Raw genomic sequence first — 25,878 nt, forward strand, 5'->3', positions numbered from 1 at the left:
CATGAAAACCTCCCCAGAGCTGGGTCGGCTCGTCGATCAAACGCTTGCCCAGCCGGTCGGGCCCTTTGCCTTCGCCCCGGTGCTGGAGCGCCTGTTTCAGCTGGACATCCATAAGCAGCGCACGCGTCACCTCACGCGCTGCCTGCTCATCGGCACCCTGAGCTACAACAGCTTTCTGATCTGGTGGTGGCTCCTGCTGCAAGACGCCCTGCCCTGGGCGGCCGCCCAGATGCTGGGGATCGCCACCCCCTTCGCGCTGTTGGTCGTGGTGCTGCTGCGCGGGGTACCGACGCGCTGGCGCGAAACCCTGGCCTCGCTGCCGTTCTATGTCGGCCTGCTGGTGGTCTACAACCTGGTGATCAACGGTCCCTCGGGCAGGGAGATGAACCAGACGCTGTTCATCTTTACCTGGCCGCTGATGCTGGCCTTCGTCAACACCTGCATGAAGAGTCCGCTGCTGCCGGCCCTGCTGTTCAATGGCTTCGCCCTGTCGGTGATCGCCCTTGCCGTCCATGAAGCGCCAGTGTCACCGATCGTGGGTGGGCTGATGATGACCAACGCCATCGTCATGGCCTTCTTTTCCCTGTTGGCCAGCTACTGGCTGAACGTCGAAGGGCGCCGCTCCTATCTCTACAAGCTGCGTGAAGAAGTCCGCCTGGCGTCACTCAATTCGGCCAACCAGGATCTGCAGATCCTCTCGGAAACGGATTCCCTCACCGGCCTCGCCAATCGGCGTCAGCTCCATCTGCTGCTGGAGGCCTTCTGGCAGCGGCGCCTGGCCGGCGAACAGGGGGCCGTGCTGCTGATCGACGTGGATCACTTCAAGCGCTACAACGACTACTACGGCCACCTTGCCGGGGATGATTGCCTGCGCACCGTGGCCAAGGCCCTGGCGGTCGGGTTGGGCCCGGGTGACCGGGTCGGTCGCTATGGCGGCGAGGAGTTCGTCGTGCTGCTGGAGCGGATCGGTCCGGCCGCCGCGCTGGACGTCGCCAAGACCATCCTGCAACGCGTTCGCGACCTGCGGATCCCGCACCAGGGCCGCCAGGATGACAAGACCCAGGTCACCGTCAGCATCGGCATCGCCCGCAGCGGTCTTGCCGGCCTGAGCACCGCGGAGGACCTGCTCGACTGTGCGGATCGCGCCCTCTACCGCGCCAAGCGCGATGGTCGTGACCGGGTCTTCGAGGGCGGCATCGATGCCATCCTCGGCGCGCCCCTGGACCATGCCGAGCTGCTCACGCCGGAAGATGTCCGCAAGGGGCTGGTGGGCAACGAATTCCTGCTGCACTACCAGCCCATCTACCGCGTCGAGCCCAGGCAGGTGACGGGTTACGAGGCGTTGCTGCGCTGGCAGCACCCAACCCTGGGCCTGGTCTCGCCCGAGGTGTTCATCCCGCTGGCCGAACAGGGCAACTTCATCATCGCCTTGGGCGAATGGGTGGTGAAGGAGGCCTGTCTCGCGGCCAGTCAGTGGCCCCCGCACCTGAGCGTCTCCATCAATCTCTCGCCGCTGCAATTCGCCGATCCCATGCTGCACGAGCGGGTGTCCGCGGCCCTCAGACTCTCGCGCCTGGCGCCGAATCGTCTGGTGCTGGAAGTCACCGAAGGGGTGGAACTGGTCATAGATACCCGGACCCGCCAGTCCTTCGCCCTCCTCCAGCTGCTGGGCATCCGCATGGCCCTGGACGACTTCGGCAGCGGCTTCGCCGGCCTGGGCCCCATCCTCGAACTGCCCTTCCAGTTGATCAAGATCGATCGGCGGATCCTGGCGATCCAGGATGAGGAACAGCGCGGCGAGGTGCTGAGCTCCCTGTTGCTGCTGGGCAAGGCCATGAAGCTGGAGGTGCTCTGCGAAGGCGTGGAAACCCCGGAACAACTGGCGCTGCTGCAGCAGCTGGGGGTCCGGCTCGCCCAGGGCTATCTGCTGGGCAGGCCGGCGGCCGCGCCGAGCGGTCAGCAATTGCAGCTGATGGCGTCCCTGGAAGCCTGAGGCCCAGCCGCTGGCCGCCCATGACGGCAGCCTGCAGAGCGGCCACCGGCCCGTTTAGAAGATCGCCAGGCTATCCAGGACCGCCGTGTAGAGCGCGGTCCCGTAGGTGACCACGCCGAGCGGCACCCCCACGGCGGCGCCCAGGATCAGGGCGCAGACCAGCAGCGCCACCAACGGTATCCCGAACACGGGCTGCACCAGAAAGTGGTCAGGGTCGGTCTGCCCGGCCGCCTTGGCCTTGGACGCCGCTGCCGGGTTGCCGGCGTCGGAACGGGAGCGCGTGGCGGGCGCAGGCTGCTCACGCCCGGGCCTGGCCTTGCCTTCCATCTCGATCAGGTTGGCGATATCGGCGAGGGTGCCGCTGTTGCGGGTGATCTGCTCATGAGCAGCGCGGAGGGAATCGGGCTTGGCCGTGCGGCCTGCACCGCGAGGAGGTCTTCGTGAGGCGGTCATAGTGCAAGAAACGGCGGAGAAGGCGCTTAGAATGACACAGACTGAGGTTAGGGTTGTTAACCTTAACCGCGTGCATGGCTAATTGCCACCACCTCTTTTCCTGCAGCAAGCCCTGGGTGCGCAATGAGTGCCCAACGGCCCTGGTTCCGGCAAGTCAGAGGCGGCCTGGGTACGAATCTGCCTGAGCGCCTTTCGACAGACCGACAACTCGCCTCAGGAGGACCTCAGGGTGCTGACTTCGCCGGTACCTGCTTGAGCAGCGGAACGCTGATTTCTTCTTCGGCCTCGAGCGCGGCCAGCGCCAGGTGAATGGCTTCGAGCCGCTCCTGTGCCGAGTAGTCTCCCCCGTCGTCAGGCAGCTCCAGCTGTGGCTCGGAGCCGCCAGGGGTCGGCCATTCGCAGGCGTCCGCGTGGCCTGCAGCGAAATGGCGGGCCAGGGTTTCCAGCGAAGGATTGGGCTGAGGTTCTCCCGCTTCATTCGGCCGAGCGGACTCGCTCGGGCCCGGCTTGTCCCCGGGCTCGGGCGCAGCGTCCTGCTGGACGTATAGAGCTACCGCTGTCCCCTCGCCCTGACCCTTAGCAGTCAACGCCGCCTGGGTGCGCGCCAGTTCGAGGGTGGGCACTATCCCGGCCTGGTACAGGGCCAACAGCTCGGCATCGACATAGCCCAGCAAGAGGTAATTCGTTGACGTTTCACTGCCATCTGCCCGCATCTCAGTGCTTCCTGAATCGGTTGAAGAATCGCGCTCGTGGGCCGCGCAGTCGAATGCCGCAACCGGCATTCTGCCGGCAATGCCGATCGCGCGACAGGAAGGGTCGCTCACGCGAGGAGACCGCTGCGCTTTCAAGGCAGCCAGGACGCAGCAACTCCGCTCGCGGAGACCGCGCTCAGCAGGCCGAGCAGCGGGGTCTTCCGACGCCCTCACCAGCCTTGCCGTGCTGAGTGAGGTGCTGCAAGAACAAAGGCAACCGGGATGCTTGGCCGCAGTCGGCCAGGTCTAGCGCTGCACGGCGATGCACTTGATTTCCGCGAGGAGTCCGGCATGGGCCAGTTCGGCGACGCCGATGCAGGTCCAGGCGCACGTCCCCCTGGGAAAAAGCGCATCCTTCACGCGCCTGAACACCGGCATGTGCCTGGGCAGGTCGACGTGGAACGTCGTCAGCTCGACCACGTCCTCGAAGGTGCAGCCACCCGCGGCCAGTACAGTGCGAAGATTTTCCCAGGCCGCCCGGAATTGCTGCTCGGGGTCCTCGATAACCTCCAGGTCCGGCGTGCGGCCCACCTGCCCTGCGCAATAGAGCGTCTTGCCGACCTTCACGGCGGGGACATAACCCGCACGCTCCACGAGCCGGCTCATGCTGTCAGGGATGATCAACTGGCGGTCTGTCATTGTTTCGCGCCCACGGCCACGGAAAGCTCAGGCTAACAACCTTGGCGTTCCGCCGCCTAGTCCAGCCTTTTCTTGGGCTATGTAGAGCGCCTGTTCGCTCAAGCCCCGCTCCAGCCGCCCGAGGTGACGACCGCGCAAGGAGAGGCGAATACGGTCAGGGCCACTCATCCCGCAGACGACTGTCGCTTTCGGCGGGGCGCGCGTACCGGCCGCTCCGACTCAAGCCTAAAAAGCCAAAATCAGCTAAAACCAGCGTCCTAGACAGGTTTCTCTCAAGTTAGCGTGATTATTGCCGTTACGTTTCTCACACTCCTCAACCGGTACATGGATATGACCCTTCGCGCGTTCAACATCGCCACCCGCAGCCTGCTGTGCTTCGGCCTCCTCGCCTTGCTGGTAGCCGGGCTGGGTATTTTCGGCATCACCCAGATGGCGCAGATCAGGGACCAGAGTCTGGTGATCGAAACGAGCAGCATCCCGGGGATCGTGGAAGCCGATAACCTGGCCCTGCAACTGGCCCGGACCCGCATCGAGGTGCTGCGCCTGCTGGCCATACCTGATGCCGCTACCGTCGCCAACACGCGCAAGAAGATCGAGAGCATCAGTGGCGAGGTCGCCGACGCCTTCGGCCGCTATGCCGGCATGGTCAGCTCCGACCGTGAGCGCCAGGCCTTCGAGACCCTGCGCCAGGTCCACCGGGACTACCTCAACAACGTCAACCAATTGGCCGATCTGGTCGCCGCCGGCAAGGTGGAAGAAGGTCGGGCCCTGGTGCAGGCGGCCATGGCCCAACTGGGCGCCAAGATGAACGAGAGTACCGAGGCCCTGCGCAAGGTGAACCAGGAGGACGTCAAGGCGGCCACCGAGGACGCGGGCATCACCTATAGCCACTCCAAGACGATCACCTGGCTGTCCATCGGCCTCGCGCTGGGCCTGACCCTCCTGCTGGCCTGGCGCATGACGGTCAGCCTGACCTACCCCATAGCCACCGCGGTGGCCGCGGCCAGGGTCATTGCCAGCGGCGACCTGACCCAGACCCTGGACGCCCGTGGTCACGATGAGGCTGCCCAACTGCTGCAGGCCATGCAGCAGATGCAGACCAATCTGCGCGACACCCTGGGCCATCTGGGCCAGTCGGCCACCCAGCTGGCCTCCGCCGCCGAGGAAATGACCGCCGTCATGCAGGAGAGCGCCAACCGCCTGCAGCAGCAGAACAGCGAGATCGAGATGGCCGCCACCGCGGTGACCGAGATGAGCCAGGCGGTCGAGGAAGTGGCCGGCAACGCCACCTCCACCTCCACCGATTCGCGCCAGGCCGCGGCCAGCGCGCGTGACGGCCAGCAGCAGCTGGGCAATACCCTGGTTGCGATCGAGACCCTGACCGACAACGTGATGAGCGCCAGCGATCGCGCTCGCGAGCTGGCCGAACAGACCCGCAATATCAGCCAGGTCCTCGACGTCATCCGCTCGGTGGCCGAGCAGACCAACCTGCTGGCGCTCAATGCGGCCATCGAGGCCGCGCGGGCAGGCGATGCCGGTCGCGGCTTCGCGGTGGTGGCGGATGAGGTCCGGGGCCTGGCCCAGCGTACCGGGGACAGCACGCGCGAAATCGAGAAGATGATCGGCAGCATCCAGCACGGCACCGGCCAGACCGTGAATGCCTTGCTGACCAGTGCCGACCAGGCGCGCCAGACCCGCGAACAAGCGCAGGCCGCCAGTGGCGCCCTGGAGACCATCGCCCAGTCGGTGTCGGGTATCGATGAGCGAAATCTGGTGATCGCCAGTGCCGCGGAAGAACAGGCGCAGGTGGCCCGCGAGGTCGACCGCAATCTGGTACGGATCCGCGATCTGTCGGTCCAGACGGCGACCGGCGCGGAACAGACCCGCGCCGCCAGCCAGCAGCTGTCTGAACTGGCGGTTGAGCTGAATGGGCAGATTCGGCGATTCCGCGTGTAGATGTCGCCGAACCTCAAGATACCACCTCCCCTCCCGGGTCCTGTCGGCAACCGGCCGGCAGTCTGACGCAGGGTTGCGACCCGTCGAGTACGACCCGATCCGGGTGATACTCGACGGGCTCCGAGCCGTACCGAGCGAGCGCTAGGACGGAGTAACGATGACGTCGTTCGAGTGAGAGGACGGCGTCGCCGTGATCGGCAGAGCGCGCCAACCTGACTCCTGGACCTCTAGCTCTGCGGAACGCAGCGTCAAGGACCCCGGAGCCATCTAGACGGCCTGCGTAACGCCCTAAGTCGTCCCGGCCTGGCCGTCATACGGTGCAATACCTATCCGCCTAGCATTGGAATTAGACCAAGGTCTAATTCAGACGAACGGTCATTTATCCCTGTAAACGAATGTGTCCCTTTGCCATCCTAGAAAAGGCAGAGGGTCTTTGTAGAGCCTTTCAAACGCAGCGGAGCCCGTTGTATCGCTTACCTGCGTGCGTGCCTACACCGCCTTGCCCTCCTCCACTACCGACAGCCTTACGCGGAATTGGGAGTTTCGGATGTCAAGCCGTTCATTTGCTGATCCAAGGCACTCTGGCAATGCGCTTCCTATCTCCGTGACGGCGAGGCAGCGGCCATGATCGAAACCATTTCTCAGGCACTCGCCCCCATCATCTTCGTCACGGCCCTGGGCTGGTGCGCCGGCCGCTGGGGCATCCTGCAACAGACGGCGAGCAAGCCTCTCGCCACCTTCGTGGTCACCTTCGCCCTGCCTATTGCGCTGCTGCTCGCCGCCGCCAAAACCCGTCCCGAGCAGATTCTCAACCTGCCCTATGTGGCAACCCTGGCGTCCGGCCTGATCGGGATCTGGCTGCTGGGTCTGCTGCTCGGTCGTTACCGGGGCGGGCACACTTGGCGCGAAGCGACCATGCGCGCCATCACGGTGTCCTTTCCCAATATGGCCTACTGCGGGCCGCCCGTCCTGATCGCTGCCGTCGGCCCCTCCGCCGTGCTGGCGGTGATCGTCGGCAACCTGATCTACACCCTGCTGGTGCTCCCGCTGTCGCTGGTGCTGTTGAGCGGCGGCGGCGCGCGCCAGGCGCTCGGCAAGGCCCTGCGTCAGCCCCTGGTACTGCTGCCCCTGCTGGGCCTCGCCTGCGCGCTGCTGGGTATCCGGCTGCCGCAGCTGCTGGTGTCGGCGACGGACGAGATCGGCCGGGCAGCCGGCGGCGTTGCCCTGTTCACCCTGGGCCTGATCCTGTCTGGCATCCGGCCGAGCCTTGATCGCGACATCGTCCTCAACCTGGGGCTGAAGAATCTGCTGCAACCGCTGGTGATGCTCGCTGTGGGCCTAGCCGTCGGCCTGCAGGGCGAGCTGCTCCAGCAGGTGTTCCTGCTCGGCGTGCTGCCTGCCGCCACGGCAGCGCCCACCCTGGCCATGGCCCATGGCGTCTACAGCGAGGACGCGGCGCGCAGCGTGTTGTTCAGCACCCTGCTGGCCATCCCGGGCATAGCGTTGGGTATCGTGCTGGCCGCCCACCTGTAGCAGGCGGCGCACCCGCATTCAGGGCCTGGCGGATGCCCTGTGCCATCCGGCAAATCCGCCCACTCCGATCACTCACCCAGGCTTCAGGAGACGGAAATGGCTATTCGATGTGTACGGCTCTGGACCGGCAGCGAGGGTGATTCGCTGTTCGAGGAAGGCCATCTGGAATTGGGCGAAGGCCTGCACGGCAAGGCGTCGGGACTGCCGATCGCGGTCACCGAACTGTCCTTTCAGGAAACCACCGCGGGGGGCTCCTTCGCCTGGCACCAGGACCCGCAGCCCCAATTTGTCATCACCCTCACCGGCACCCTGGAATTCGAGGTGAAGTCGGGCCAGACCTTCGTGCTGCGGCCCGGCGACGTGTTGCTGGCCCAGGACGACACCGGCTCCGGGCACCGCTGGAAGCTGCTCGGCGACGAGCCCTGGCGTCGTGCCTATGTCATCTACGAACCCGACGCCGACCTGCGCTTCGTCCCCCATACCGCCGCCTGACCTGGAGCAACCGATCATGTCCCTGTCTTCCACGGATTCACCCGACGTCGTGCTGATCGGCGCCGGCATCATGAGCGCCACCCTGGGCACCCTGCTCAAGGAGCTGGACCCCACCCTCAGCGTGACCCTGTTCGAGAGCCTGCACGATTGCGCCCAGGAGAGCTCCCAGGGCTGGAACAACGCCGGCACCGGCCATGCCGCCAATTGCGAGCTGAACTACACCCCGCAACGGGACGACGGCAGCGTCGACATCGCCAAGGCGCTCAAGGTGAACACCCAGTTCGACGTCTCGCGCCAGCTGTGGGCCCATCTGGTCCGCAAGGGCGCCATCCCCGATCCGCAGGCCTTCATCCACGCCTGCCCGCACCTGAGTTTCGTCTGGGGCGCGGACAACGTCGCCTTCCTGCGTGAGCGCTACCGCACCATGAGCGCCCATCACTGCTATCACGGCATGGAATACAGCGAAGACCGCGCGCAGATCGCCCAGTGGGCACCACTGATCATGGAAGGCCGCAGCGCCGACGAGCCGGTGGCCGCGACCCGCATGGTGACCGGGACCGACGTCGATTACGGTGCCCTCACCCACCTGCTGGTGCGCCAGCTCAGCCAGCAGTCGGGCTTCGCCGTGCACTATCACCAGCGGGTGGTAGATCTGGCGCGTACCGACAGCGGTCGCTGGCGGGTGACGGTGGAGGACGTCGAGCACGGCGGGCGGACGGAGGTCACCGCTCGGTTCGTCTTCATCGGCGCCGGTGGCGGTTCGCTGCCGCTGTTGCAGAAGTCCGGCATCCCCGAAGGCCATGGCTTTGGCGGCTTTCCCATCTCCGGCATCTGGCTGCGCTGCGATGTCCCGGCGCTGGCCGAACGGCACCAGGCCAAGGTCTATGGCAAGGCGCCCTCGGGCTCGCCGCCGATGTCGGTACCGCACCTGGATACCCGCATCGTCGGTGGTCAGCGCTCGTTGCTGTTCGGACCCTATGCGGGCTTTTCCACGCGCTTTCTCAAGCACGGCGCCCTGACCGATCTCTTCACCTCGCTGCGCCACGACAACATCCTGCCGCTGCTGAACGTGGCCAAGGACAATTTGGACCTGACCGAGTACCTGATCGGGCAGATCTTCCAGAGCGCCAACCAGCAGTTCGCCATGCTGCAGCAATTCTTCCCCCTGGCGCTGAAGCGCGACTGGCAGGAAGCCGTGGCCGGGCAGCGGGTGCAGACCATCAAGCCCACCGGTCAGCACGGCCTGCTGAGCAAGAAGGGTGAACTGGAATTCGGCACCGAACTGGTGAGCGCTGCGGATCGGTCCATCGCCGCGCTGCTGGGCGCCTCGCCCGGTGCCTCGACGGCGGCGGGCATCGCCCTGGAGGTGCTGGAAACCTGCTTCCCGGAGCGCCTCACCGAAGACGCCTGGCTGCCGGCGCTGCGCCGCATCCTGCCCACCTACGGCCTCGATCTGAAGACCGATGCGGCGGCCTGCCGGCAGAGTCGCGCCGAGACCGCCAAGGTCCTGGGCATCGTCGACGTCTGAGACAGGCCAGCCGCAGCCCATCCCTGCCCAGCGGCAAGGCCGCTGGGCGTTGCCAGCGTGGCGGTAGCGCAGCGCGCGCAGAAGTCAGTGTCTCCGCTACCGCTACCCTCTCGGGCATCGAGTAATGACCTGGGTAATACCTGCGGCAATGCCACCCTGTTGTTCGCCGTCGGGCCTGGAGCAGGCGCGACGAGATCCTTCGGGAGATCTGCGGCAGCCAGGTTGAGATTCGGCGCCCTGGCGTTGACCACTTGGAAATCCCTGCTTCAGCGAAGGCGGCCATCCTTCGCCACCTGGCCAGAGTTCAGCAGGATGTAGTCAGTCTTCAGGATGGCCTGAATCTTCACCCATGGCGTTGATGTTGGAGAAACGCTCGACCAGGAAATCAATCAGGCTGCGTACTCGAGCCGACAGATGCAGTTGTTGCGGATACACCGCATAGATATCCGCCTGCTCGGTGTAGTCTTCCAACACGACTTTGAGGCGACCGCTGCGTACATAGCGGGCAAGATCCCATTCGGAACGCTGCAGAATCCCATACCCTTCCAGCGCCCAATTCAAGGCCACCTCGCCGTCGTTACAGCTCAGTACCCCGTGGACCTTAACATTCTGGGTTCGCCCGCCATGATTGAAGTTCCAGACGCCGTAGGTCGCCTCATTCTGGCGTAGAAAGATACAGCTATGGTTCTGCAGGTCCGCGAGTCGGGTCGGGGTGCCATGCTTTTCCAGATACAGGGAAGAGGCGCATAGCAGTCGGCGATTGGCGGCGATCTTGCGTGCGTGGAAAGCCGCATCCGGGAGGTTGCCGATGCGGATGGCCAGATCGAAACCATGGGTCGCAAGATCCAGAGGGTGATCGCTGAGCTCGAGTTGCACCTTCACTTCCGGATAACGGGTATGAAAGGCCGCTAGGGCCGGGCCGATATAGCGCCGGCCAAAACCCAGGGTCGCATTGACGCGTATCAGGCCCTTGGGTGTGGCGCGACAACTGCTGACCAGCTGCTCCACCTCATTGATCTGAGTGAGGATGCGTTCGGCGTGGCTGAAATACATCTCACCTTCAGCGGTCAGGCTCATGGAGCGGGTGGTGCGGTTGACCAGGCGAATGCCCAGGCGTGCCTCCAGCGCGCTCAGACGCTTGCTCACCGCCGGCGGCGTCACGCCCAGATCACGGGCTGTCGCCGCCAGGCTGCCCTTCTCCGCGAGCAGATGGAAGAAGGCGAGATCGAGGGTCTGACTCATTGTTAACCCAGAGTTAATTAAGTAGTAATTTCTAAGCACTCACACTGTAGCGATCACTATATATACTCCTATCACCTTCTGCTGAACAGCCTGCGGCCAGCCAGGTCACGAGCCTGCTGGCGAGCCAGATCCTGTTATCGGGACAATTACGACCGAAGCAGCTTTCAGGCGTGCGTAGCGAACTAAGAACCAGGCCACCGGATCATAGGCCCGCCTATTCCGGCGAAGAAAGTCAGCGTCGAAATGTGCCTGTTATAACCAGGCCATATCCAAACCCTTGATATTAACCGAGGAGATAGCTGCAGCCATTCCGCTCGTCCGTAAAAAGCCTGAAAGCCCAAATCGCATTAGACGAACGCATTACTGAAGATGATTGATCGCTGATCGGCTTGATTGCCTCAAGTGATGATTCAGACATCCCGCGGCCGGACAGAAAAATGTTCTCGCGATGTCTCCTGACAAAAATAACAATGCAGGATTCCATAATGAAAAAAGCGCTCGGAAAGCTATATGTACAGGTATTGCTCGCCGTAATAGCCGGCTCCCTTGTCGGTGTACTGTTTCCCGAAACGGGCGCCGCGCTGAAACCTCTGGGTGACGCCTTCATCAAGCTCATCAAGATGCTCTTGGCGCCGGTCATCTTCCTCACGGTCGTGACCGGCATCGCGGGCATGGAAAACATGAAAGAACTGGGGCGGGTCGGTTTTCGCGCCCTGATCTATTTCGAAGTGGTTTCCACCCTGGCGCTTGTCGTCGGTCTGGTGGTGGCCAATGTATTGAGCCCCGGCAGTGGAATGAATGTCGACGTCTCGACCCTGGATACCTCAAGTCTCAGCGGCTATGCCACGGCGGCCAAGCATACGTCGGCCATGGACTTCTTGATGGGCATCATTCCCCACACGATCGTCGATGCCTTCGCGAAAGGCAACGTGCTGCAGATCCTCCTGTTTTCCGTCTTGCTGGGGGTAGCCCTGGCCAATGCCGGGCCCCGGGCGAAGCTCTTCGTGGACACGCTCGACAGCCTGACGCAAGGCATGTTTCGGATCGTCAGCATGGTGATGCGCCTGGCGCCTATCGGTGCCTTCGGCGCGATCGCCTTCACCATCGGCAAATACGGATTCGGCTCGCTGTTTTCGCTGGGCAAGCTGGTGGCCTGCGTCTATCTCACCTGCGCCCTCTTCGTGATCTTCGTGCTGGGGCCGATCTGCCGCTACAGCGGCTTCAGCCTCTGGAAGTTCCTGAGGTACATCAAGGAAGAACTGTTCACCGTGCTGGGGACCTGCTCCTCCGAATCGGTGTTGCCGCAGATGATCTCGAAGATGGAAAGAGCGGGTGTATCCAAGCCGGTGGCAGGGCTCGTCATCCCATCGGGCTTGACCTTCAATCCCGATGGACAGGCCATCTATTACACCATTGCCGCCATCTTTATCGCTCAGGCGACCAACACGCCTCTGACACTGACCGATCAGCTGATCGTGTTGACCGTTCTGATGTTTACCTCCAAGGGCTCTGCGGGCGTGGCCGGCGCAGGCTTCATCATCCTCACCGCGACCCTGGCCTCGCTCGACACCATCCCGGTGGCCGGCATGGTGCTGCTGCTGGGCGTGGATCGTTTCATGTCCGAGGCGCGGGGGATCACCAACACGATTGGCAATGGAGTAGGAACCATGGCCATCGCCAAATGGGTGGGCGCCTTGGACACCGCCAAGATGAATAGAGCCCTTGATGGCGAAGACCTGGAAGAACCCCGTGATGCTGCACGATCCGAGACCGCCAAATCGGCCACGTCACCGAGCGAGACTCTCGTGCAACTGCCCGATGTTACAAGTCGGGCGCTCAAACACTGATAAAGATTCAGTTTTGTTCAGTACCTGTAGATGAAAAACACGCACTCGTTGCTCGACTCGATCTAAGAGCCAGTTTCCTGGCAGACAAAAACTCAAAGCAGGATATTGCGATGGTTAGCAAAACGCTTTACGACAAACTCTGGGATTCGCACCTGGTGAAACAGCGCGACGATGGCTCGGCGCTGCTCTACATCGACCGTCACATCATTCACGAAGTGACTTCCCCGCAAGCCTTCGAAGGCCTGCGTCTGAGTGGCCGCACGCCATGGCGAGTCGATACCAACATTGCGACCCCGGACCACAACGTGCCGACTACGCCGGAGCGCAAGGGCGGCATCGCCGCCATTACCGATCCGGTTTCGCGTCTGCAAGTGCAGACCCTCGACGACAACTGCGATCAGTACGGCATCACCGAATTCAAGATGAACGACGTTCGCCACGGTATCGTCCATGTCATCGCACCGGAACAGGGCGCCACCCTGCCGGGCATGACCGTGGTCTGCGGCGATTCCCACACCGCCACCCACGGCGCCTTTGCTGCGCTGGCACACGGTATCGGTACCTCCGAGGTCGAGCATGTGCTGGCGACCCAGTGCCTGGTCGCCAAGAAGATGAAGAACATGCTGGTTTCCGTCGATGGCCAATTGCCGTTCGGCGTCACCGCCAAGGACATCATCCTCGCGGTAATCGGCAAGATCGGTACCGCCGGGGGTAACGGCCACGCCATCGAGTTCGCGGGCAGCGCCATCCGGGACCTGTCCATGGAAGGCCGCATGACCATCTGCAACATGGCCATCGAGGCCGGCGCCCGCGTCGGCCTGGTAGCGACGGACGAAAAGACCATCGCCTACGTCGAGGGTCGCCCGTTCGCCCCGAAAGGCGTGGAGTGGGAGATGGCCGTCGAAGCCTGGAAAGATATGGTGTCTGACACCGGCGCCCATTTCGACAAGGTCGTCGAGCTGGATGCCGCGCAGATCAAGCCACAAGTCAGCTGGGGCACTTCGCCGGAAATGGTCCTGGCCGTGGACCAGAACATTCCCGATCCTGCCCAGGAGCTGGACCCGATCAAGCGCGATTCCATCGTCCGTGCCTTGAAGTACATGGGCCTGACCCCTAACCAGGCCATCACCAACATCCAGCTCGATCGCGTGTTCATTGGCTCATGCACCAATTCGCGGATCGAAGACCTGCGTGCTGCGGCCGTGATCGCCAAGGGCCGCAAAGTGGCTTCGACCATCAAGCAGGCCCTGGTCGTGCCGGGCTCGGGTCTGGTGAAAGCCCAGGCCGAAGCGGAGGGCCTGGACAAGATTTTCCTCGAAGCCGGTTTCGAGTGGCGCGAGCCAGGTTGCTCGATGTGCCTGGCAATGAACCCGGACCGCCTGGAGTCCGGCGAGCATTGCGCCTCCACCTCCAACCGCAATTTCGCCGGGCGTCAGGGAGCCGGTGGTCGTACCCACCTGGTCAGCCCGGCCATGGCCGCCGCCGCGGCGGTGAACGGTCGTTTCGTCGACGTCCGCGATCTGATCTGAAGGAGCCAAGCATGAAAGCCTTTACCCAGCACACAGGACTGGTCGCCCCTCTGGACCGCGCCAACGTCGACACCGACCAGATCATTCCCAAGCAATTCCTGAAGTCGATTTACCGGACGGGTTTCGGCCCCAATCTGTTTGATGAATGGCGCTACCTGGATGAGGGACAGCCGTACCAAGACAATTCCAAGCGGCCACTGAACCGGGATTTCGTCCTTAACGCCGAGCGTTATCAGGGCAGCAGCGTCTTGCTCGCCCGGGAGAACTTCGGCTGTGGCTCCAGTCGCGAGCATGCGCCCTGGGCCTTGGAGGAATACGGTTTCCGCAGCATCATCGCGCCGAGTTTCGCCGACATCTTCTTCAACAACAGCTTCAAGAACGGCCTGCTGCCGATCGTCTTGAGCGATAGCGAGGTGGACGAGCTTTTCAAGCAGGTTGAAGCCAATCCGGGCTATCGGCTGCACATCGACCTGCAGGCCCAGACCGTGACCCGCCCCGATGGCAAGATTCTAAGCTTCGAGATCGACGGCTTCCGCAAACACTGCCTGGTCGAAGGACTGGATGATATCGGCCTGACCTTGCTGGAAGCCGATGCGATCAGGGCGTTCGAGGTCAAGCACCGTACCCGTCAGCCCTGGCTGTTCAGAAATGCTGAAGAGCTGACACCAGCGCTCGGGTAACAGCCATAAACCTCTGATCACCCTTGTTTCAGTGACATCAGCTTCACCTTGAAATAAGCCGATATCCCCTCTCGCTCTGGTTTCAAAGACGACCTGGCGGACGACCACTCATCGCTCCGTTAAGGTCGGCTTTCAGAGAGAGAGGGGCCCCAATGGGGCCGTGGTTGCGCTGTATGGACCCTCCTTGTGTCCAATTACACCGGCGTGAAGACTGCATAAGCGATGCCGCCGCGTCGACAGATCGATGGCATCTCGAGCAGCACCCGTTCGCCCTCCTCCATATCCATCTGCTGGCCATCGTCAGGCAGATGGAGGCTGCGCGCTGCCCTCACCTCAACGCGGCCTTTCGCGTCTTCCCGCTAACGGCTGTGGGCCGCCCGACCACGTTACGCAGCACCGCCGGCGGTCAAGATCCCGTTGATGAAGCTCAGCATCGATCCGCAGCTGTGGCGAATGCTGTAGTACAAGAAGCGGATGGCTCAGGGCCCGGTGCAGCTGGCCCATTCCGTAATGGACTCGCTGGGCCGTTTGAAACCGCCCTATCGTCTGTGTTTTACCGATGGGCCTCCGCGAGTCTCTGCGCCGTCGCCGCACATTGACCGCACGTTCGATCTGCAACCCAGCTTTAATATCGCGTTAAAGATAATTGCGCTCGTGCCGACATTTGATATCAAACAGACATCACATGTCCGGCCATACCACCTACCTGGAACCGCCCTATGTCCATCCTTCAGCATCTGTCCATCATGCGTGGTCTCGACGTAATCGCTTCCGCTGTCGAGCGTCCCGAGGCCGCAGCCAGGCTCGATTCGCTCACCGGGCCAGCCCCGGTGCGCAGGGTAGCTGAAGGTCTGAAGGTACTGCTGGCTCGCCAGGGGACACTCGACGCCCAGTTGCACGAAATGCAAAGCGAGATCGAACAGCTGACCGCTCGCCTCGCCGAGCGCGAAGCCGCGGCTGACCGTTTGGCAACCCGCTTTGACCTGGTCAATCGTGCTACCAGTGAAGGCCTGTGGGATATGGAAGTGGTCGCCGGAGATCCGGTCAACCCGCGTAATGCGTTCTGGTGGTCGGATCAGTTTCGTGCCCTGCTGGGCTTTCGCAACGAGCAGGACTTCCCGAACGAGCTCGGAAGCTGGGCCAATCGGCTACACCCGGAGGACAGCAAACCGACTCTGGACGCATTCGCCCGGCACCTGAATGATCGCAGCGGCAACACCCCCTATGACATCGAGTACCGGGTAGCGACCAAGAGCGGCGAATATCGCTGGTTTCGTGCGAGCGGCGAGACCCTCCGCGACGCCAAGGGGACGCCGCTGCGTGTGGCGGGCTCCCTCAGGGACATCCATGATCAGCGCCAGCGCGATGCTGAACTCGAGGTGACCCTGACGCGTTTCGAGCTTGCCCGCGAAATGCTCAACGATGGTCTCTGGGACATGGAGGTGATAGCGGGCGATCCGGTCAATCCGCAGAATCCCTTCTGGTGGTCGCCCCAGTTCCGCCGCCTGCTGGGATTCGAGACGGTCGAAGAATTTCCCGATGTTCTCGACAGCTGGGCGTCCCGCCTGCATCCCGAGGACAAGCAACGCAGCATCGAGGCCTTTGGTGCCCACCTCAACGACCGCAGTGGCAAGACGGGCTTCGATATCACCTACCGCCTGAAATTGAAGGATGGCAGCTACCGCTGGTTCCGGGCGCGGGGTCAGACCCGACGCGCCCATGACGGCACGCCAATGCGGGTGGTGGGCGCCCTGACCGATATCCATGCGACCCATGAGCAGAATGCCCTTCGCGATTCTCAGCAGGCCCAGCATCGCGAGATGGAAGAAAACCTGAAGAACGTCACCGATATCGTCAGTTCGATCCAGGGCATCGCCGCCCAGACCAATCTGCTGGCGCTCAATGCCGCGATCGAAGCGGCACGAGCCGGCGAGGCCGGACGAGGCTTTGCGGTGGTAGCCGACGAAGTTCGCAAGCTGGCTACGCGCACGTCCGAAGCGACGCAGCGGGCGGCCACCATGATCCAACAGTGACGGTGCGCACGCCTTGGCTGCCTGGCCTGAACCGCCAACTGGCGGTGCAGTCAGCTAGAGAGAGTGCTCCAGCTCATCTTTCAGGTTGGCTTATCTGAAGGCTTCACACTGAATCTGCCCCCGCCCTGCGCGGGGGCTTTTTTTTGCCGATATGAAGCCAACCGTTCGCCACGCCGCGGCGCATGACGCCTCCCCTACCGAACACCTCTCCCCTGTGGCAGTCGAATCCGTGCCCACCGGCGTGGCGCTGACATCCGCGCCGGTTCAGACGCCCGAGGTGACGCTGCCTGTCCGGCAATCTCCAACCGTCCCTCAGGCGCCGGGCACCTTTTCGGCGACTACCGTACCGGTAGCCGTTCCACCCCAGGCGAGGGGGGCACCCTCTGAGGGTCTAGTGCGGGATACGTTTCAGCGTTGGCAGCAGGCCTGGCCTTCTAGCGTACAACCCAAGGCCGGCGGCACGCCTGACTGGGCGATTACACCTCAGGACAAGGACTCCTCGCAGCCGGGAGAACGTTTTGATTTTCCTGACCATAGGCCTGAAACGCAAAAACCCTCCTTGCGGAGGGTTTCTGGTGAAGATGGTGGGTCGTGTGGGATTCGAACCTACGACCAATTGGTTAAAAGCCAATTGCTTTTGACCCATCACTGCACCCAGGCGCGACGCGCCTCTCAGTGAAAACAAGCGGCCTCTAATGAACCCATTAGAGGCTGCAAATTTGAAAACTACATCCAAGATTTCGGGCAAGGGCGGCACCGGAAAAACCACGTCGGTAGCCAACCTAGGCGCCTTCTGCGCCGATGCCGGGCTCCGTACCCTACTGATCGATCTGGACCCCGTCCAGCCTTCCCTCTCGTCCTACTACGACCTCGTCGAGCCCGCCCCCTGCGGCGTCTTCGAGCTGATCGCCAGCAACGAGACCCGCCTCGACCGCATTGTCTCCAAGACGAATATCCAGAACCTGTCGCTGATCTATTCCAACGATCCGCACAACCACCTGATCAACCTCCTCCTGCAGGCGCCTGATGGTCGGCTTCGTCTGGCTCATCTCAAGGACATCTTCCAGGATGACTTCGACCTGGTGCTGATCGATACGCAGGGCGCCCGTACCGTGCTCCTCGAGATGGTGATGCTCGCTTCGGATCTCGCCGTCTCCCCCCTTCCCCCTGAAATGCTGTCCGCCCGCGAATTTAACCGCGGCACATTGCAGATGCTGGAGGGGCTTCGGCCCTACGCTCGCCTTGGGCTGCCGATACCGCCCATCAAGGCCGTAGTGAACGGCCTTGATCTCACCTCAGACGCTCGTCAGCTGGATGCGACGATCCGCCAGACCTTCAGAGATCACCCCGACATTCAGGTCACAAGAACCATCATTCCTAAGGCGGTCGTCTACCGAGAGTCCGCGACCTGTGGCATCCCAGCTCATCGGCTTGAGTACCGCCAGCCTTCTGACCGCAAGGCCCCGGCGGCCCTGCAGGTCATACGTGACCTCGCCATCGAACTCTTCCCAGAGTGGACTGACCGCTTCATGGCCATGAACGAATCGGCCGTGCATGCCCTGGTGAAAGAGGGCAAGTGAGATGGACGCCAATAAGCAGAAGATCCTGGAGCGCGTCGCCAAGTGCTTCGCTCTGGCCAAGGACGCCGGCGCCGCGCCGAACGAAGCTGAGATCGCGCTGCGTCAAGCACGTAAGCTCATGCAGCAGCACAACCTCATGGACGCTGACGTCCAGGCAGTGCTGGCCAGCGAAGCAGTCGTTGCCACCGGCACCCGCAAAGCGCCCGCCCATTGGCTTCACCAGCTCGCACTGGTGTGCGCCCAGGCATTCGATTGCGATCCCCTAGCCTTTCGCGATCAGCACCTGGGCTGGGCCTTCAAGTTCGTCGGTATCGGTGTTGGGCCTGAGATGGCCAGCTACGCCTATTCCGCCCTCCACCAACAGCTCCTGGCCGCTCGCAAGGTGTTCGTCCGCAGTCAGACTCGTTGCAAGCTGGCCACCAAACGCCGTCGTGGCCAGGTCTTCGCCGAAGGCTGGATCGAAGCAGTCAGCGTCAAGGTCCACCAGTTCGCCAAGGGCAAACCAGATGAGACCCAGCGCGTCATCGATGCCTACCTGGCCGTTCACCATCCTGACCTGACCACCGTGGAGCTCGAGCATCTCGAGGCCAAAGGCCACGACGTGCGGGCGCGCTACCAAGGCTACGAGTTGGGGACTCAAGCTCAGCTCCACCGCGGCGTTGGCCAGCGCCGCGACCAGCTGGCGCTGGGAGGTCGGCCATGAGCGTCGCTCAGCTCCTAGAAGTCCCTGCCCACGATCACACCGTGCATGTCTCAGACGCTGAGCGCGTAGCAGCCAGCTTGGTCCCGCCTCACTCTCAAGAGGCCGAGCAGTCCGTCCTGGGCGGACTGATGCTCGACAACAGCACTTGGGACCTGATCGCTGACGTGTTGCTGGAGGAAGACTTCTTCTTCCGGCACCACCAGCTCATATTCCGGCGAATCGCCCTGCTCGCCTCGCAGTCGCGGCCCTTCGATGTCGTGACCCTCGCCGAGGTGATGCCCGACGTCGACGAGGTGGGCGGCCTGGCCTATCTGGGAACCTTGGCCAAGGACACCCCCTCGGTGGCCAACATCGTCGCGTACGCGGAGATCGTCGCCCAGCGAGCGCACCTGCGCCGCCTCATCCTGCTGGGCTTTGCCAGCAGCCGCGAGGCGTCAGCACCAGGTGCCAATGCCGCCGAAGTGCAGGAGCAGACAGAGCAGCGTCTGTTCGCGCTTGGCCAAGACCGCAAGGGTGCCGAGTTCTGCAACGTCACTGCAACGTTGAGCAAGCTGATCGACACCATCGACGAGCGCTTCAACAACCCTATGCCGGTGACGGGCGTTCCCTCAGGTCTGAACGATCTGGATGTCCTCACCTCGGGATGGCAGGACACGGACCTGATCATCGTCGGTGCCCGCCCAGCCATGGGCAAGACCGCCTTCTTGCTCAACTGCATTACCAGAGCGCTCCAGCATACGCAGAACAAATCGGTACAGGTCTACAGCCTGGAGATGCCGGCGGAGCAGCTGATGCTTAGGCTAGTGGCGATCATCGGCCGTATCGATGCCACCAAGCTCAAAAGCGGCCAGTTGGAGGATGAGGACTGGCCGAAGCTGACCATGGCCGTCAACACCATCAACAGCTTTGGCGATCGCCTGGTCATCGACGATGAGGCTGGCCTGTCCCCTACGATGCTGCGCGCCAGAGCCCGTCGCGCCGCACGTCGTTTCGGTCCGCCTGCCCTGATCCTGGTCGACTACCTGCAGATGATGCGCTGCGAAGGCCAGGAGAACCGTGCCAACGAGATCGCCGAGATCTCTCGCTCGCTCAAGGCGCTCGCCAAAGAGATGAAGTGCCCAGTCATCGCGCTCTCCCAGCTCAACCGGGGACTGGAGTCTCGACCGAATAAGCGGCCTGGCCTTGCCGATCTGCGTGAGTCCGGCGCCATCGAGCAAGACGCGGACGTGATCATGTTCCTGTACCGCGACGAGTACTACCACCCGGAAACCGAGTTCAAGGGCATTGCTGAGCTGATCGTTGGCAAACACCGCAACGGCGAGGTCGGCACGGTTCGCGCCGCCTTCATCGCCAAGCAGACGCGCTTCGAGAACCTGAGCGCTCAGGCCTGGCAGGAGATGAATGCATGAATCTCCTGACCGATGCCCTCGTGCCCGCTACCGATGAGGCACACCCCTCTTCCCTGCCCTTCCCCTCGATCGTTCGCCGGCGGGAGCCGGCAAGGAGCCGCTCGATGAGCCCGCAAGCTATGTTGTCTGGGGTTACTCACCAGTGCCGCCACTGCGGCCATCACTTCTGCCGTCGCTCCCTCACCCCAGATGAGTTCCTCGTCTGCAGCGTATGCCATTCGTTCGATGTAGAACCCCTGGAGCCTGTAGAGCATCCCGAGCCTGGCCCTTACCACGAAACCACAGTGGTATTCCGCGTAGCCGGCTCCCGCAATGACGCGGCAGGGCTGATCAAGACCCTGGACCTGCTGTTCAAGGACGATGGTCTGGCCGAGATCGTCGCCATCGAATCGGGCAACCAGCTCCAGCAACGGGCGGGAGGCCAATGACATGCTCTCCCATCACACCCCTGAACAGGATCTCCCTTCCCATACCGATCGCGAACGTGACCGCCAGAGGCTGGATGCAGCGCTGAACGACTTTTTGGCCAAAGGTGGCCAAGTCGTCGAAGTGGAGCCGACCGAGCGCGCTGTCGGCGGCCCTAGCTTCGTCATCAGCGCGCAGCGCGAGGAGCTGCGCCAGCTCGCCGAGGCCAAGCCGGCAACCGAAGTTTCAGATGAGGACCTGGTGCGGCTCCTTCGAGCCCGCGCCTTGCTCGGGGATACCCTTCGCACTGCATCCAAGCGCTTGCAGCAGCCCCTGGATCGCTGTCATGCCCTCGCCCGAACGCATCGCCTGCCTTTCAAAGTGGGGTACGTGAAAGGGGGTAGCCGCACATGACGACGCCCGCTCATGCGCTACGTGGTGCCAACAAGAACCTGCAGGACCTGGTGGCGTTCGCCCTGGACGAGGGCTGGATCGTCGCCCGTACCAAGGGCGGCCACGTCAAGTTCTTGAAAGTTGGCTACTGCCCCATTTTCACGTCTTTCACGCCCAGCGATCGCCGCGCCGGCCTCAATGCCCGCGCCCAGCTGCGCCGTGCCCAGCCTATGAACGAATTGGACCAGACCCTATGACTACCGCAACCAAGCGCAAGCCATCCGTACGGAAATCTGCAACAGAGGATGAGAAATTCGTCGTCCGCTTTCCCAAGGGCCTCCGCCCTCAAATCGCTGAGGCCGCCAAGCAGGCCCATCGGTCGATGAACGCCGAGATCATCAGCCGCATGGGCCGCACGCTCGAGCTCGAGGATGAGGTGTTTCGTCTGCAGCGCGTCATCGACCAGCTGCTGGCGGCGAATGATGAGCCCAGCCGGCCCGCAGCTCGTGCTGCTCAGGAGATCCACGCATGAGCAAGCCCAGCAACGAAGCAATCACTCAGCGTCTGCTTGCCGGCGGCTTTGCCGGATCGAGCCCTCCTGTCGCACGCCTGGCGGATCCGATCAAGGAAACGCCAATGGTCCTGACGCTGGACCAACTAGCGCCCTACGACCATAACCCTCGCAGAACACGTAACCCGATGTTCGATGACATCAAGGCCTCCATCTTTGCGAGAGGTCTCGACCAACCGCCCCCAGTTACTCGCCGCCCAGGAGAGGAGAAGTTCATAATTCGAAGTGGGGGTAATACTCGTTTGGCGGCTTTGAATGAGCTTTGGCAAGAAACCAAAGACGAGAGATTTTTCCGCATCAGCTGCCTGTTCCGGCCCTGGGGTGACCGCGGCGAGATCATCTCGATGACAGGCCATCTGGCTGAGAATGATCTACGCGGCAACCTTATGTTCATCGAGCGAGCGGTGCATCTTGATGCCATTAAGCAGCGGTACCTGGACGAATCCCCCGAATCGCTATCACTGAGAGAGTTCTCAAGGAAGCTCAAAGAGGATGGTTATTCGATCTCCCACTCGCATCTATCGAAGATGCAAGATGCAGTGCGACTGCTGTTACCGGCTATTCCCAGTCTGCTCTACTCAGGACTGGGCAAACATCAGGTCGAAAAGCTACTGACATTGCGCAGCTGTAGCTTGAAAGCATGGGTGAGCTTCAATGGTCAGGAAAGCGATTTTGAGCTGCTGTACCAAGATGTGCTCAATGGATTCGATGGCTCGACCGACAATTTCGTATTCGAGACCATCCAGGACGAGCTGATCGGCCAGATACGCAGAGCGCTGAACGTCAGCTACGAAGAAGTACTCAAGGCTATCCTTGATCACCAAGACAGTAGCCGCCGCTCGCAGCTCGTGGGGGTGCAGGTTCCCGATGGCCAAGCTCCGCAGGTTTCTGCTGTCGGTGCCATACCTCCTGCCCCTGGCGGCACACTGGAACAGCCACCAGGAACGCCCAGCAAGCAGAAGCAGGGAGTTGCCTCTCCTTCCACACCACCGCCACTCCCTGAGCGTAGCGGTGGCTCCGGTGCAGTCGACACCACTCTGCCGCAACACACCCCGCCGGATCCCGAGCAGCTATCCGAAGAAGAGCGTGCTGCTCGACTGAACGGTCACATCGTCACGCCCGATGGCATTGGCCAGAAGGTGAGGGACGTCCAGCGCCGCATCGCGGCGGAGCACGGTGAGACCCTGCCTGACTTCAACAGTGATGCCCTGCGGGCGATCCCTGTTCAGGCCGGCGGCCTGCATGCCATCTCGGACGTCTGGTACATCGAGCGCAACACCGATACCCCTGAGGAGTTGCGTAAGGGTCTGCGAGCGCTGGTCTTCGAAATTGCCCAGCTGTGCGACGTTCCTGGTGAGCTGCTCAAGCCCACCGACTTCGCACTCGGCTTCACGCTTTCTACCCCTCAGTCAGAGCTGACCGCACGCGGAACAACCTCCTGGCAGTTCCTGCAGTCGTTGACCGGCATGTACAGCTACGTCGTGTCTCGCGACCCAGAGACTGCCGAGGAGCTCAAGGCAAGCATCGCGGAAGAAAACGCGACCTTTGCCCTGAATCTGGGCCAGCTGCTCCTTGGCGATCCTCTTTTCGACAGCAAGCCAGCCAGCACCGAAGGCCGCATGACTGATACCGCCGTCGTGAAGCTGTTCCGGGTGATCCGTCTCGCCCGCCGGCTGATCGAACTCGAGGCCGGGCAGTAGCCCGGTCACCTTCTGGACCTGCATTAGGAAGTCGCATATGTCCACGAAGTACAACCCTATGAACCAGGCGCTGATGGATCTGATCCTCCATCACTTGCGCAACGGCCAGGTCCAGCGCTGTCTGGATATTGGCCTGGACGTTGAAGTTTTGAACCTGCTGCGTCAGCCCCAGGCTCACAGCATCCTGAAAAATGCCCCAGCGCGCTGGTGCAAGATCCAGATCGATCTCGACATGGTCAAGAAGCTCCTGGAGAACTGCGAACGCGATGAGCGCGAGACCCGCCTCGTCCATCGTGCCATCCAACTGGGTGCCACCAACGGCATGATCCGCGAATTCTTCGGCATGGCCCCCAGCGAGATCAGCGTAGTGCGCCAGCTTCTGAACGTCCCCGGTCGCTCCGGCCGGGTGGCAGGGCTCAACGATACCGATCAGGTCTGGTATCGCTTTCTGGACCTGATGAGCGCTCATGAGGTGGATCACAAGGACGCCATTGCTCTGCTCGACATCTGCATGATGATCACCGAGGAGCTCAACGGCCCGTTCGAGTCCATCAAGGAAAAGCACGATCAGATCACCCTCGGCCTCATTTGGAATCTCGTACAGACCTGGCTCAACGAAGGCCTCTACCCGCCCAAGATTGCCCGGGCACCGCTCTTGCTGATTTCAGATGCTCGGAAGCGGCGTGATCGGCAGCTTGGTGATGAGCAAGCCGCTGGCGATGCCCTGCCCCAGGTAAAAGAAGAGGATCAGTCCGCTGCCCTTGGGCAAATGAGCTTGATCGAGCTGGATTCGGCAGAAGGCGACAATAGGTGAAAACCACTGCTCCACGCGGCTCCCATCTACTCGGTCGCGCCCTGGACGTTGCAGCGTCACACCTGAACGTCCATGTCCAAGCCCAGCGCGACTACAAGCAAAAAACCGGCGAAGACCTACCCAAGGAATTCGCCGGAATCGTTTTCAGCGGTAACCCTCATGAGACCGTTCCTCGCCGACTGCTGCTCGATGATCGCCTCTCACCCCTTGAGCGCAATGCCTGGCAGGTGTTTCGCCTGCTCATGAACGGTGATGGGGTGACTGCGTTCCCGACCTACGATCAGCTGCGCCCCTACCTGGGCAATAACCCAGGCCGTCCTGCTTCGCGTGAGACCGTCGCCAAGGCCCTGACCGTACTGCGGCTGACACGCTGGCTGAGCCTCGGCCGCCGTGTTCGCGACGCGATTACGGGCCAGGTCCAAGGCAACATCTACATTCTGCACGACGAGCCTGTGGCCTACTCCGAGGCCATACAGCTCGATCAAGATTTTCTCCCCCTCGTAGCTAATGGCCTCGAGCACTCGAACAGCTCAATCCGCGAGATTGCTGGCCTTACTTTTGACGAGATGCTGGTTAGCGAGACCCAGGACCTGCCCACTCGAGTGGAGGTGTTCAGAGAGCGCTTCCGCGCCCAGGGGCTCGAAGATCCGGCGCGTGCGGCGGCGCCACCCGCTGAGTTCGGATTCCGAACTCCGGCCTTGGCACCTATGAATCACCTGAGTTCGGATTCCGAACTCGGTCAAGAAAGCCCGGATGATCAGGTTCCAAACCTCAGTTCGGAATCCGAACTCAGTGCAAATCTGGGGGTTTCACCCTTAGTTCGGAATCCGAACTCATCTAGTACGTATACGAATACAAATACTGATGTATCTAAAAGCTCTGTACTGCGCGAGCGGGCAGACGTGGACCTCGTTTGGCCGAGCGCCTATCAGCTGATGACGTCGGAGCAGCAGCAGCGAGCCCAGCTCGTGATCCTGGCTGTTCCCTCAGACATTCGGGCACCCCTGGTGAAGCAATGGGGTGTCCGCTGCGCTTCGGGCAGGGTAGCAAAGCCCTTTGGCTACCTGATGAAACTTATCCAGAAGGCCCAGACCGGTGACTTCAACGCCGATTGGCAGCCAACCGCAGTTCAATCTGCAGTTCAAGCCATGCCAACCCAGGCCCCTTCGGTGCCGACAATTCCGAGATTTGAGCCGGCCACTGTCCAGCCAAAGGCAGTCAGTGACGCTCAAACCGGGAATGACGTATTAAAAAGTCTTCGGAAGATGATGGGCCGAGGAGGTAGCGAATGATCTCCGCGCACCCCGTCAGCATCTGCCCAATCTCAGCCATTAAGGCTAACGGTGACTGCCGGGAGTCAATCACCCGACCGACCCAAATAGCGGTTCCCGGGGAAACACCTTACGGGCTCGAATCACTGGTTCCCGGGGAAACACCTTACGGGTCCGAATCACTGGTTCCCGGGGAAACACCCTACGGGTCCGAATCACTGGTTCCCGGGGAAACACTGTACGGGTCCGATTCACTAGTTCCCGGGGAAACACCCTGCGGGTCCGATTCACTGGTTCCCAGGGAAACACCTTACGGGTCTGAATCACTGGTTCCCGGGGAAACACCTTACGGGTC

23 protein-coding genes are annotated in these 25,878 nt (G+C 62.2%); 19 read left to right on the plus strand and 4 right to left on the minus strand.

Annotation, left to right across the window (positions count from 1 at the left end):
• The first annotated feature begins 1 nt into the window (after position 1).
• Positions 2-1,993, plus strand: a complete 1,992-nt coding sequence (locus tag PSK12I2_RS0120990; protein ID WP_027599934.1) for a bifunctional diguanylate cyclase/phosphodiesterase — start codon at positions 2-4, stop codon at positions 1,991-1,993.
• Positions 1,994-2,047: 54 nt separating this feature from the next.
• On the opposite strand, the gene PSK12I2_RS0120995 is transcribed toward PSK12I2_RS0120990, so the two are convergent.
• The 3 genes from PSK12I2_RS0120995 to PSK12I2_RS0121005 form a co-directional block, all read right to left on the minus strand.
• Positions 2,048-2,446 carry a hypothetical protein gene (locus PSK12I2_RS0120995; RefSeq protein ID WP_027599935.1) on the minus strand — a complete coding sequence of 133 codons (399 nt, stop codon included), beginning with the start codon at positions 2,444-2,446 and terminating at the stop codon, positions 2,048-2,050.
• 224 nt (positions 2,447-2,670) lie between these two features.
• The gene (locus tag PSK12I2_RS0121000) at positions 2,671-3,270 is read right to left on the minus strand and encodes a hypothetical protein (protein WP_156930167.1); all 600 of its coding nucleotides are present in this window, start codon (positions 3,268-3,270) and stop codon (positions 2,671-2,673) included.
• Between the two features lie 174 nt (positions 3,271-3,444).
• Positions 3,445-3,837, minus strand: coding sequence for a RidA family protein (locus PSK12I2_RS0121005; protein ID WP_027599937.1), 393 nt, complete (start codon positions 3,835-3,837; stop codon positions 3,445-3,447).
• 330 nt (positions 3,838-4,167) lie between these two features.
• Here PSK12I2_RS0121005 and PSK12I2_RS0121010 point away from each other — a divergent pair, with 330 nt between their 5' ends.
• From PSK12I2_RS0121010 to mqo, 4 genes are all read left to right on the plus strand, one after another.
• On the plus strand, positions 4,168-5,793 hold the full coding sequence (locus PSK12I2_RS0121010; protein WP_027599938.1) for a methyl-accepting chemotaxis protein: 1,626 nt from the start codon (positions 4,168-4,170) through the stop codon (positions 5,791-5,793).
• 624 nt (positions 5,794-6,417) lie between these two features.
• Complete coding sequence (locus tag PSK12I2_RS0121015) at positions 6,418-7,326, plus strand: AEC family transporter (RefSeq protein WP_027599939.1); 909 nt, start codon at positions 6,418-6,420, stop codon at positions 7,324-7,326.
• Between the two features lie 96 nt (positions 7,327-7,422).
• A complete protein-coding gene (locus PSK12I2_RS0121020; RefSeq protein WP_027599940.1) occupies positions 7,423-7,818 on the plus strand; it encodes a cupin domain-containing protein in 396 nt (131 codons plus the stop codon).
• 16 nt (positions 7,819-7,834) lie between these two features.
• Positions 7,835-9,346, plus strand: a complete 1,512-nt coding sequence (mqo, locus tag PSK12I2_RS0121025; RefSeq protein ID WP_027599941.1) for a malate dehydrogenase (quinone) — start codon at positions 7,835-7,837, stop codon at positions 9,344-9,346.
• A 318-nt stretch (positions 9,347-9,664) separates the two neighbouring features.
• Here the strand turns inward: mqo and PSK12I2_RS0121030 are convergent, their stop codons facing one another.
• A complete protein-coding gene (locus PSK12I2_RS0121030) occupies positions 9,665-10,588 on the minus strand; it encodes a LysR family transcriptional regulator (protein WP_027599942.1) in 924 nt (307 codons plus the stop codon).
• A gap of 485 nt (positions 10,589-11,073) precedes the next feature.
• On the opposite strand from PSK12I2_RS0121030, the gene PSK12I2_RS0121035 reads away from it, so the two are divergent.
• The 14 genes from PSK12I2_RS0121035 (at position 11,074) to PSK12I2_RS24245 (ending at position 25,544) form a co-directional block, all read left to right on the plus strand.
• Positions 11,074-12,435, plus strand: a complete 1,362-nt coding sequence (locus PSK12I2_RS0121035; protein ID WP_027599943.1) for a dicarboxylate/amino acid:cation symporter — start codon at positions 11,074-11,076, stop codon at positions 12,433-12,435.
• A gap of 110 nt (positions 12,436-12,545) precedes the next feature.
• Entirely contained in the window at positions 12,546-13,964 is a 1,419-nt protein-coding gene (leuC, locus tag PSK12I2_RS0121040; protein WP_027599944.1) for a 3-isopropylmalate dehydratase large subunit, read from the plus strand.
• Between the two features lie 11 nt (positions 13,965-13,975).
• On the plus strand, positions 13,976-14,644 hold the full coding sequence (leuD, locus tag PSK12I2_RS0121045; RefSeq protein ID WP_027599945.1) for a 3-isopropylmalate dehydratase small subunit: 669 nt from the start codon (positions 13,976-13,978) through the stop codon (positions 14,642-14,644).
• Between the two features lie 719 nt (positions 14,645-15,363).
• Entirely contained in the window at positions 15,364-16,677 is a 1,314-nt protein-coding gene (locus tag PSK12I2_RS25365; protein ID WP_051398765.1) for a PAS domain-containing methyl-accepting chemotaxis protein, read from the plus strand.
• A gap of 719 nt (positions 16,678-17,396) precedes the next feature.
• On the plus strand, positions 17,397-18,257 hold the full coding sequence (locus PSK12I2_RS0121060; protein WP_027599947.1) for a ParA family protein: 861 nt from the start codon (positions 17,397-17,399) through the stop codon (positions 18,255-18,257).
• A 1-nt stretch (position 18,258) separates the two neighbouring features.
• On the plus strand, positions 18,259-18,960 hold the full coding sequence (locus tag PSK12I2_RS0121065) for a DUF2786 domain-containing protein (protein ID WP_027599948.1): 702 nt from the start codon (positions 18,259-18,261) through the stop codon (positions 18,958-18,960).
• Complete coding sequence (dnaB, locus tag PSK12I2_RS0121070; RefSeq protein ID WP_084222126.1) at positions 18,957-20,369, plus strand: replicative DNA helicase; 1,413 nt, start codon at positions 18,957-18,959, stop codon at positions 20,367-20,369. Before PSK12I2_RS0121065 ends, dnaB begins: the two co-directional genes overlap by 4 nt.
• The gene (locus PSK12I2_RS24970; RefSeq protein ID WP_156930168.1) at positions 20,366-20,797 is read left to right on the plus strand and encodes a hypothetical protein; all 432 of its coding nucleotides are present in this window, start codon (positions 20,366-20,368) and stop codon (positions 20,795-20,797) included. The genes dnaB and PSK12I2_RS24970 overlap by 4 nt, the downstream gene beginning before the upstream one ends.
• Position 20,798: 1 nt before the next feature.
• Positions 20,799-21,188 (plus strand): hypothetical protein, encoded by a 390-nt coding sequence (locus PSK12I2_RS0121080; protein WP_027599950.1) that lies wholly within the window; start codon positions 20,799-20,801, stop codon positions 21,186-21,188.
• Positions 21,185-21,424 carry a hypothetical protein gene (locus PSK12I2_RS0121085; RefSeq protein WP_007160909.1) on the plus strand — a complete coding sequence of 80 codons (240 nt, stop codon included), beginning with the start codon at positions 21,185-21,187 and terminating at the stop codon, positions 21,422-21,424. Before PSK12I2_RS0121080 ends, PSK12I2_RS0121085 begins: the two co-directional genes overlap by 4 nt.
• Positions 21,421-21,699 (plus strand): Arc family DNA-binding protein, encoded by a 279-nt coding sequence (locus PSK12I2_RS24235; protein WP_051398766.1) that lies wholly within the window; start codon positions 21,421-21,423, stop codon positions 21,697-21,699. Before PSK12I2_RS0121085 ends, PSK12I2_RS24235 begins: the two co-directional genes overlap by 4 nt.
• Complete coding sequence (locus PSK12I2_RS0121095; RefSeq protein ID WP_027599951.1) at positions 21,696-23,438, plus strand: ParB family protein; 1,743 nt, start codon at positions 21,696-21,698, stop codon at positions 23,436-23,438. The genes PSK12I2_RS24235 and PSK12I2_RS0121095 overlap by 4 nt, the downstream gene beginning before the upstream one ends.
• Before the next feature lie 37 nt (positions 23,439-23,475).
• Positions 23,476-24,252, plus strand: a complete 777-nt coding sequence (locus PSK12I2_RS24240; protein WP_084222127.1) for an STY4526/YPO1902 family pathogenicity island replication protein — start codon at positions 23,476-23,478, stop codon at positions 24,250-24,252.
• Complete coding sequence (locus PSK12I2_RS24245; protein WP_051398769.1) at positions 24,249-25,544, plus strand: STY4528 family pathogenicity island replication protein; 1,296 nt, start codon at positions 24,249-24,251, stop codon at positions 25,542-25,544. The genes PSK12I2_RS24240 and PSK12I2_RS24245 overlap by 4 nt, the downstream gene beginning before the upstream one ends.
• Positions 25,545-25,878: the final 334 nt, after the last annotated feature.

The sequence above is a fragment of the Pseudomonas sp. MOIL14HWK12:I2 genome, assembly GCF_000510745.1.
Classification (GTDB): domain Bacteria; phylum Pseudomonadota; class Gammaproteobacteria; order Pseudomonadales; family Pseudomonadaceae; genus Chryseomonas; species Chryseomonas oryzihabitans.

What these genes read in the sequence shown, in the direction of transcription:
- PSK12I2_RS0121065 (WP_027599948.1), top strand. Translation starts at nt 18,259, where the DNA reads ATGGACGCCAATAAGCAGAAGATCCTGGAGCGCGTCGCCAAGTGCTTC.
- dnaB (WP_084222126.1), top strand. Translation starts at nt 18,957, where the DNA reads ATGAGCGTCGCTCAGCTCCTAGAAGTCCCTGCCCACGATCACACCGTG.
- PSK12I2_RS0121095 (WP_027599951.1), top strand. Translation starts at nt 21,696, where the DNA reads ATGAGCAAGCCCAGCAACGAAGCAATCACTCAGCGTCTGCTTGCCGGC.
- PSK12I2_RS24235 (WP_051398766.1), top strand. Translation starts at nt 21,421, where the DNA reads ATGACTACCGCAACCAAGCGCAAGCCATCCGTACGGAAATCTGCAACA.
- PSK12I2_RS0121080 (WP_027599950.1), top strand. Translation starts at nt 20,799, where the DNA reads ATGCTCTCCCATCACACCCCTGAACAGGATCTCCCTTCCCATACCGAT.
- PSK12I2_RS0120995 (WP_027599935.1), bottom strand. Translation starts at nt 2,446, where the DNA reads ATGACCGCCTCACGAAGACCTCCTCGCGGTGCAGGCCGCACGGCCAAG.
- PSK12I2_RS0121035 (WP_027599943.1), top strand. Translation starts at nt 11,074, where the DNA reads ATGAAAAAAGCGCTCGGAAAGCTATATGTACAGGTATTGCTCGCCGTA.
- PSK12I2_RS0121030 (WP_027599942.1), bottom strand. Translation starts at nt 10,588, where the DNA reads ATGAGTCAGACCCTCGATCTCGCCTTCTTCCATCTGCTCGCGGAGAAG.
- PSK12I2_RS0121085 (WP_007160909.1), top strand. Translation starts at nt 21,185, where the DNA reads ATGACGACGCCCGCTCATGCGCTACGTGGTGCCAACAAGAACCTGCAG.
- PSK12I2_RS0121010 (WP_027599938.1), top strand. Translation starts at nt 4,168, where the DNA reads ATGACCCTTCGCGCGTTCAACATCGCCACCCGCAGCCTGCTGTGCTTC.
- PSK12I2_RS24970 (WP_156930168.1), top strand. Translation starts at nt 20,366, where the DNA reads ATGAATCTCCTGACCGATGCCCTCGTGCCCGCTACCGATGAGGCACAC.
- PSK12I2_RS0121020 (WP_027599940.1), top strand. Translation starts at nt 7,423, where the DNA reads ATGGCTATTCGATGTGTACGGCTCTGGACCGGCAGCGAGGGTGATTCG.
- PSK12I2_RS0120990 (WP_027599934.1), top strand. Translation starts at nt 2, where the DNA reads ATGAAAACCTCCCCAGAGCTGGGTCGGCTCGTCGATCAAACGCTTGCC.
- mqo (WP_027599941.1), top strand. Translation starts at nt 7,835, where the DNA reads ATGTCCCTGTCTTCCACGGATTCACCCGACGTCGTGCTGATCGGCGCC.
- PSK12I2_RS25365 (WP_051398765.1), top strand. Translation starts at nt 15,364, where the DNA reads ATGTCCATCCTTCAGCATCTGTCCATCATGCGTGGTCTCGACGTAATC.
- PSK12I2_RS24240 (WP_084222127.1), top strand. Translation starts at nt 23,476, where the DNA reads ATGTCCACGAAGTACAACCCTATGAACCAGGCGCTGATGGATCTGATC.
- leuC (WP_027599944.1), top strand. Translation starts at nt 12,546, where the DNA reads ATGGTTAGCAAAACGCTTTACGACAAACTCTGGGATTCGCACCTGGTG.
- leuD (WP_027599945.1), top strand. Translation starts at nt 13,976, where the DNA reads ATGAAAGCCTTTACCCAGCACACAGGACTGGTCGCCCCTCTGGACCGC.
- PSK12I2_RS0121005 (WP_027599937.1), bottom strand. Translation starts at nt 3,837, where the DNA reads ATGACAGACCGCCAGTTGATCATCCCTGACAGCATGAGCCGGCTCGTG.
- PSK12I2_RS0121015 (WP_027599939.1), top strand. Translation starts at nt 6,418, where the DNA reads ATGATCGAAACCATTTCTCAGGCACTCGCCCCCATCATCTTCGTCACG.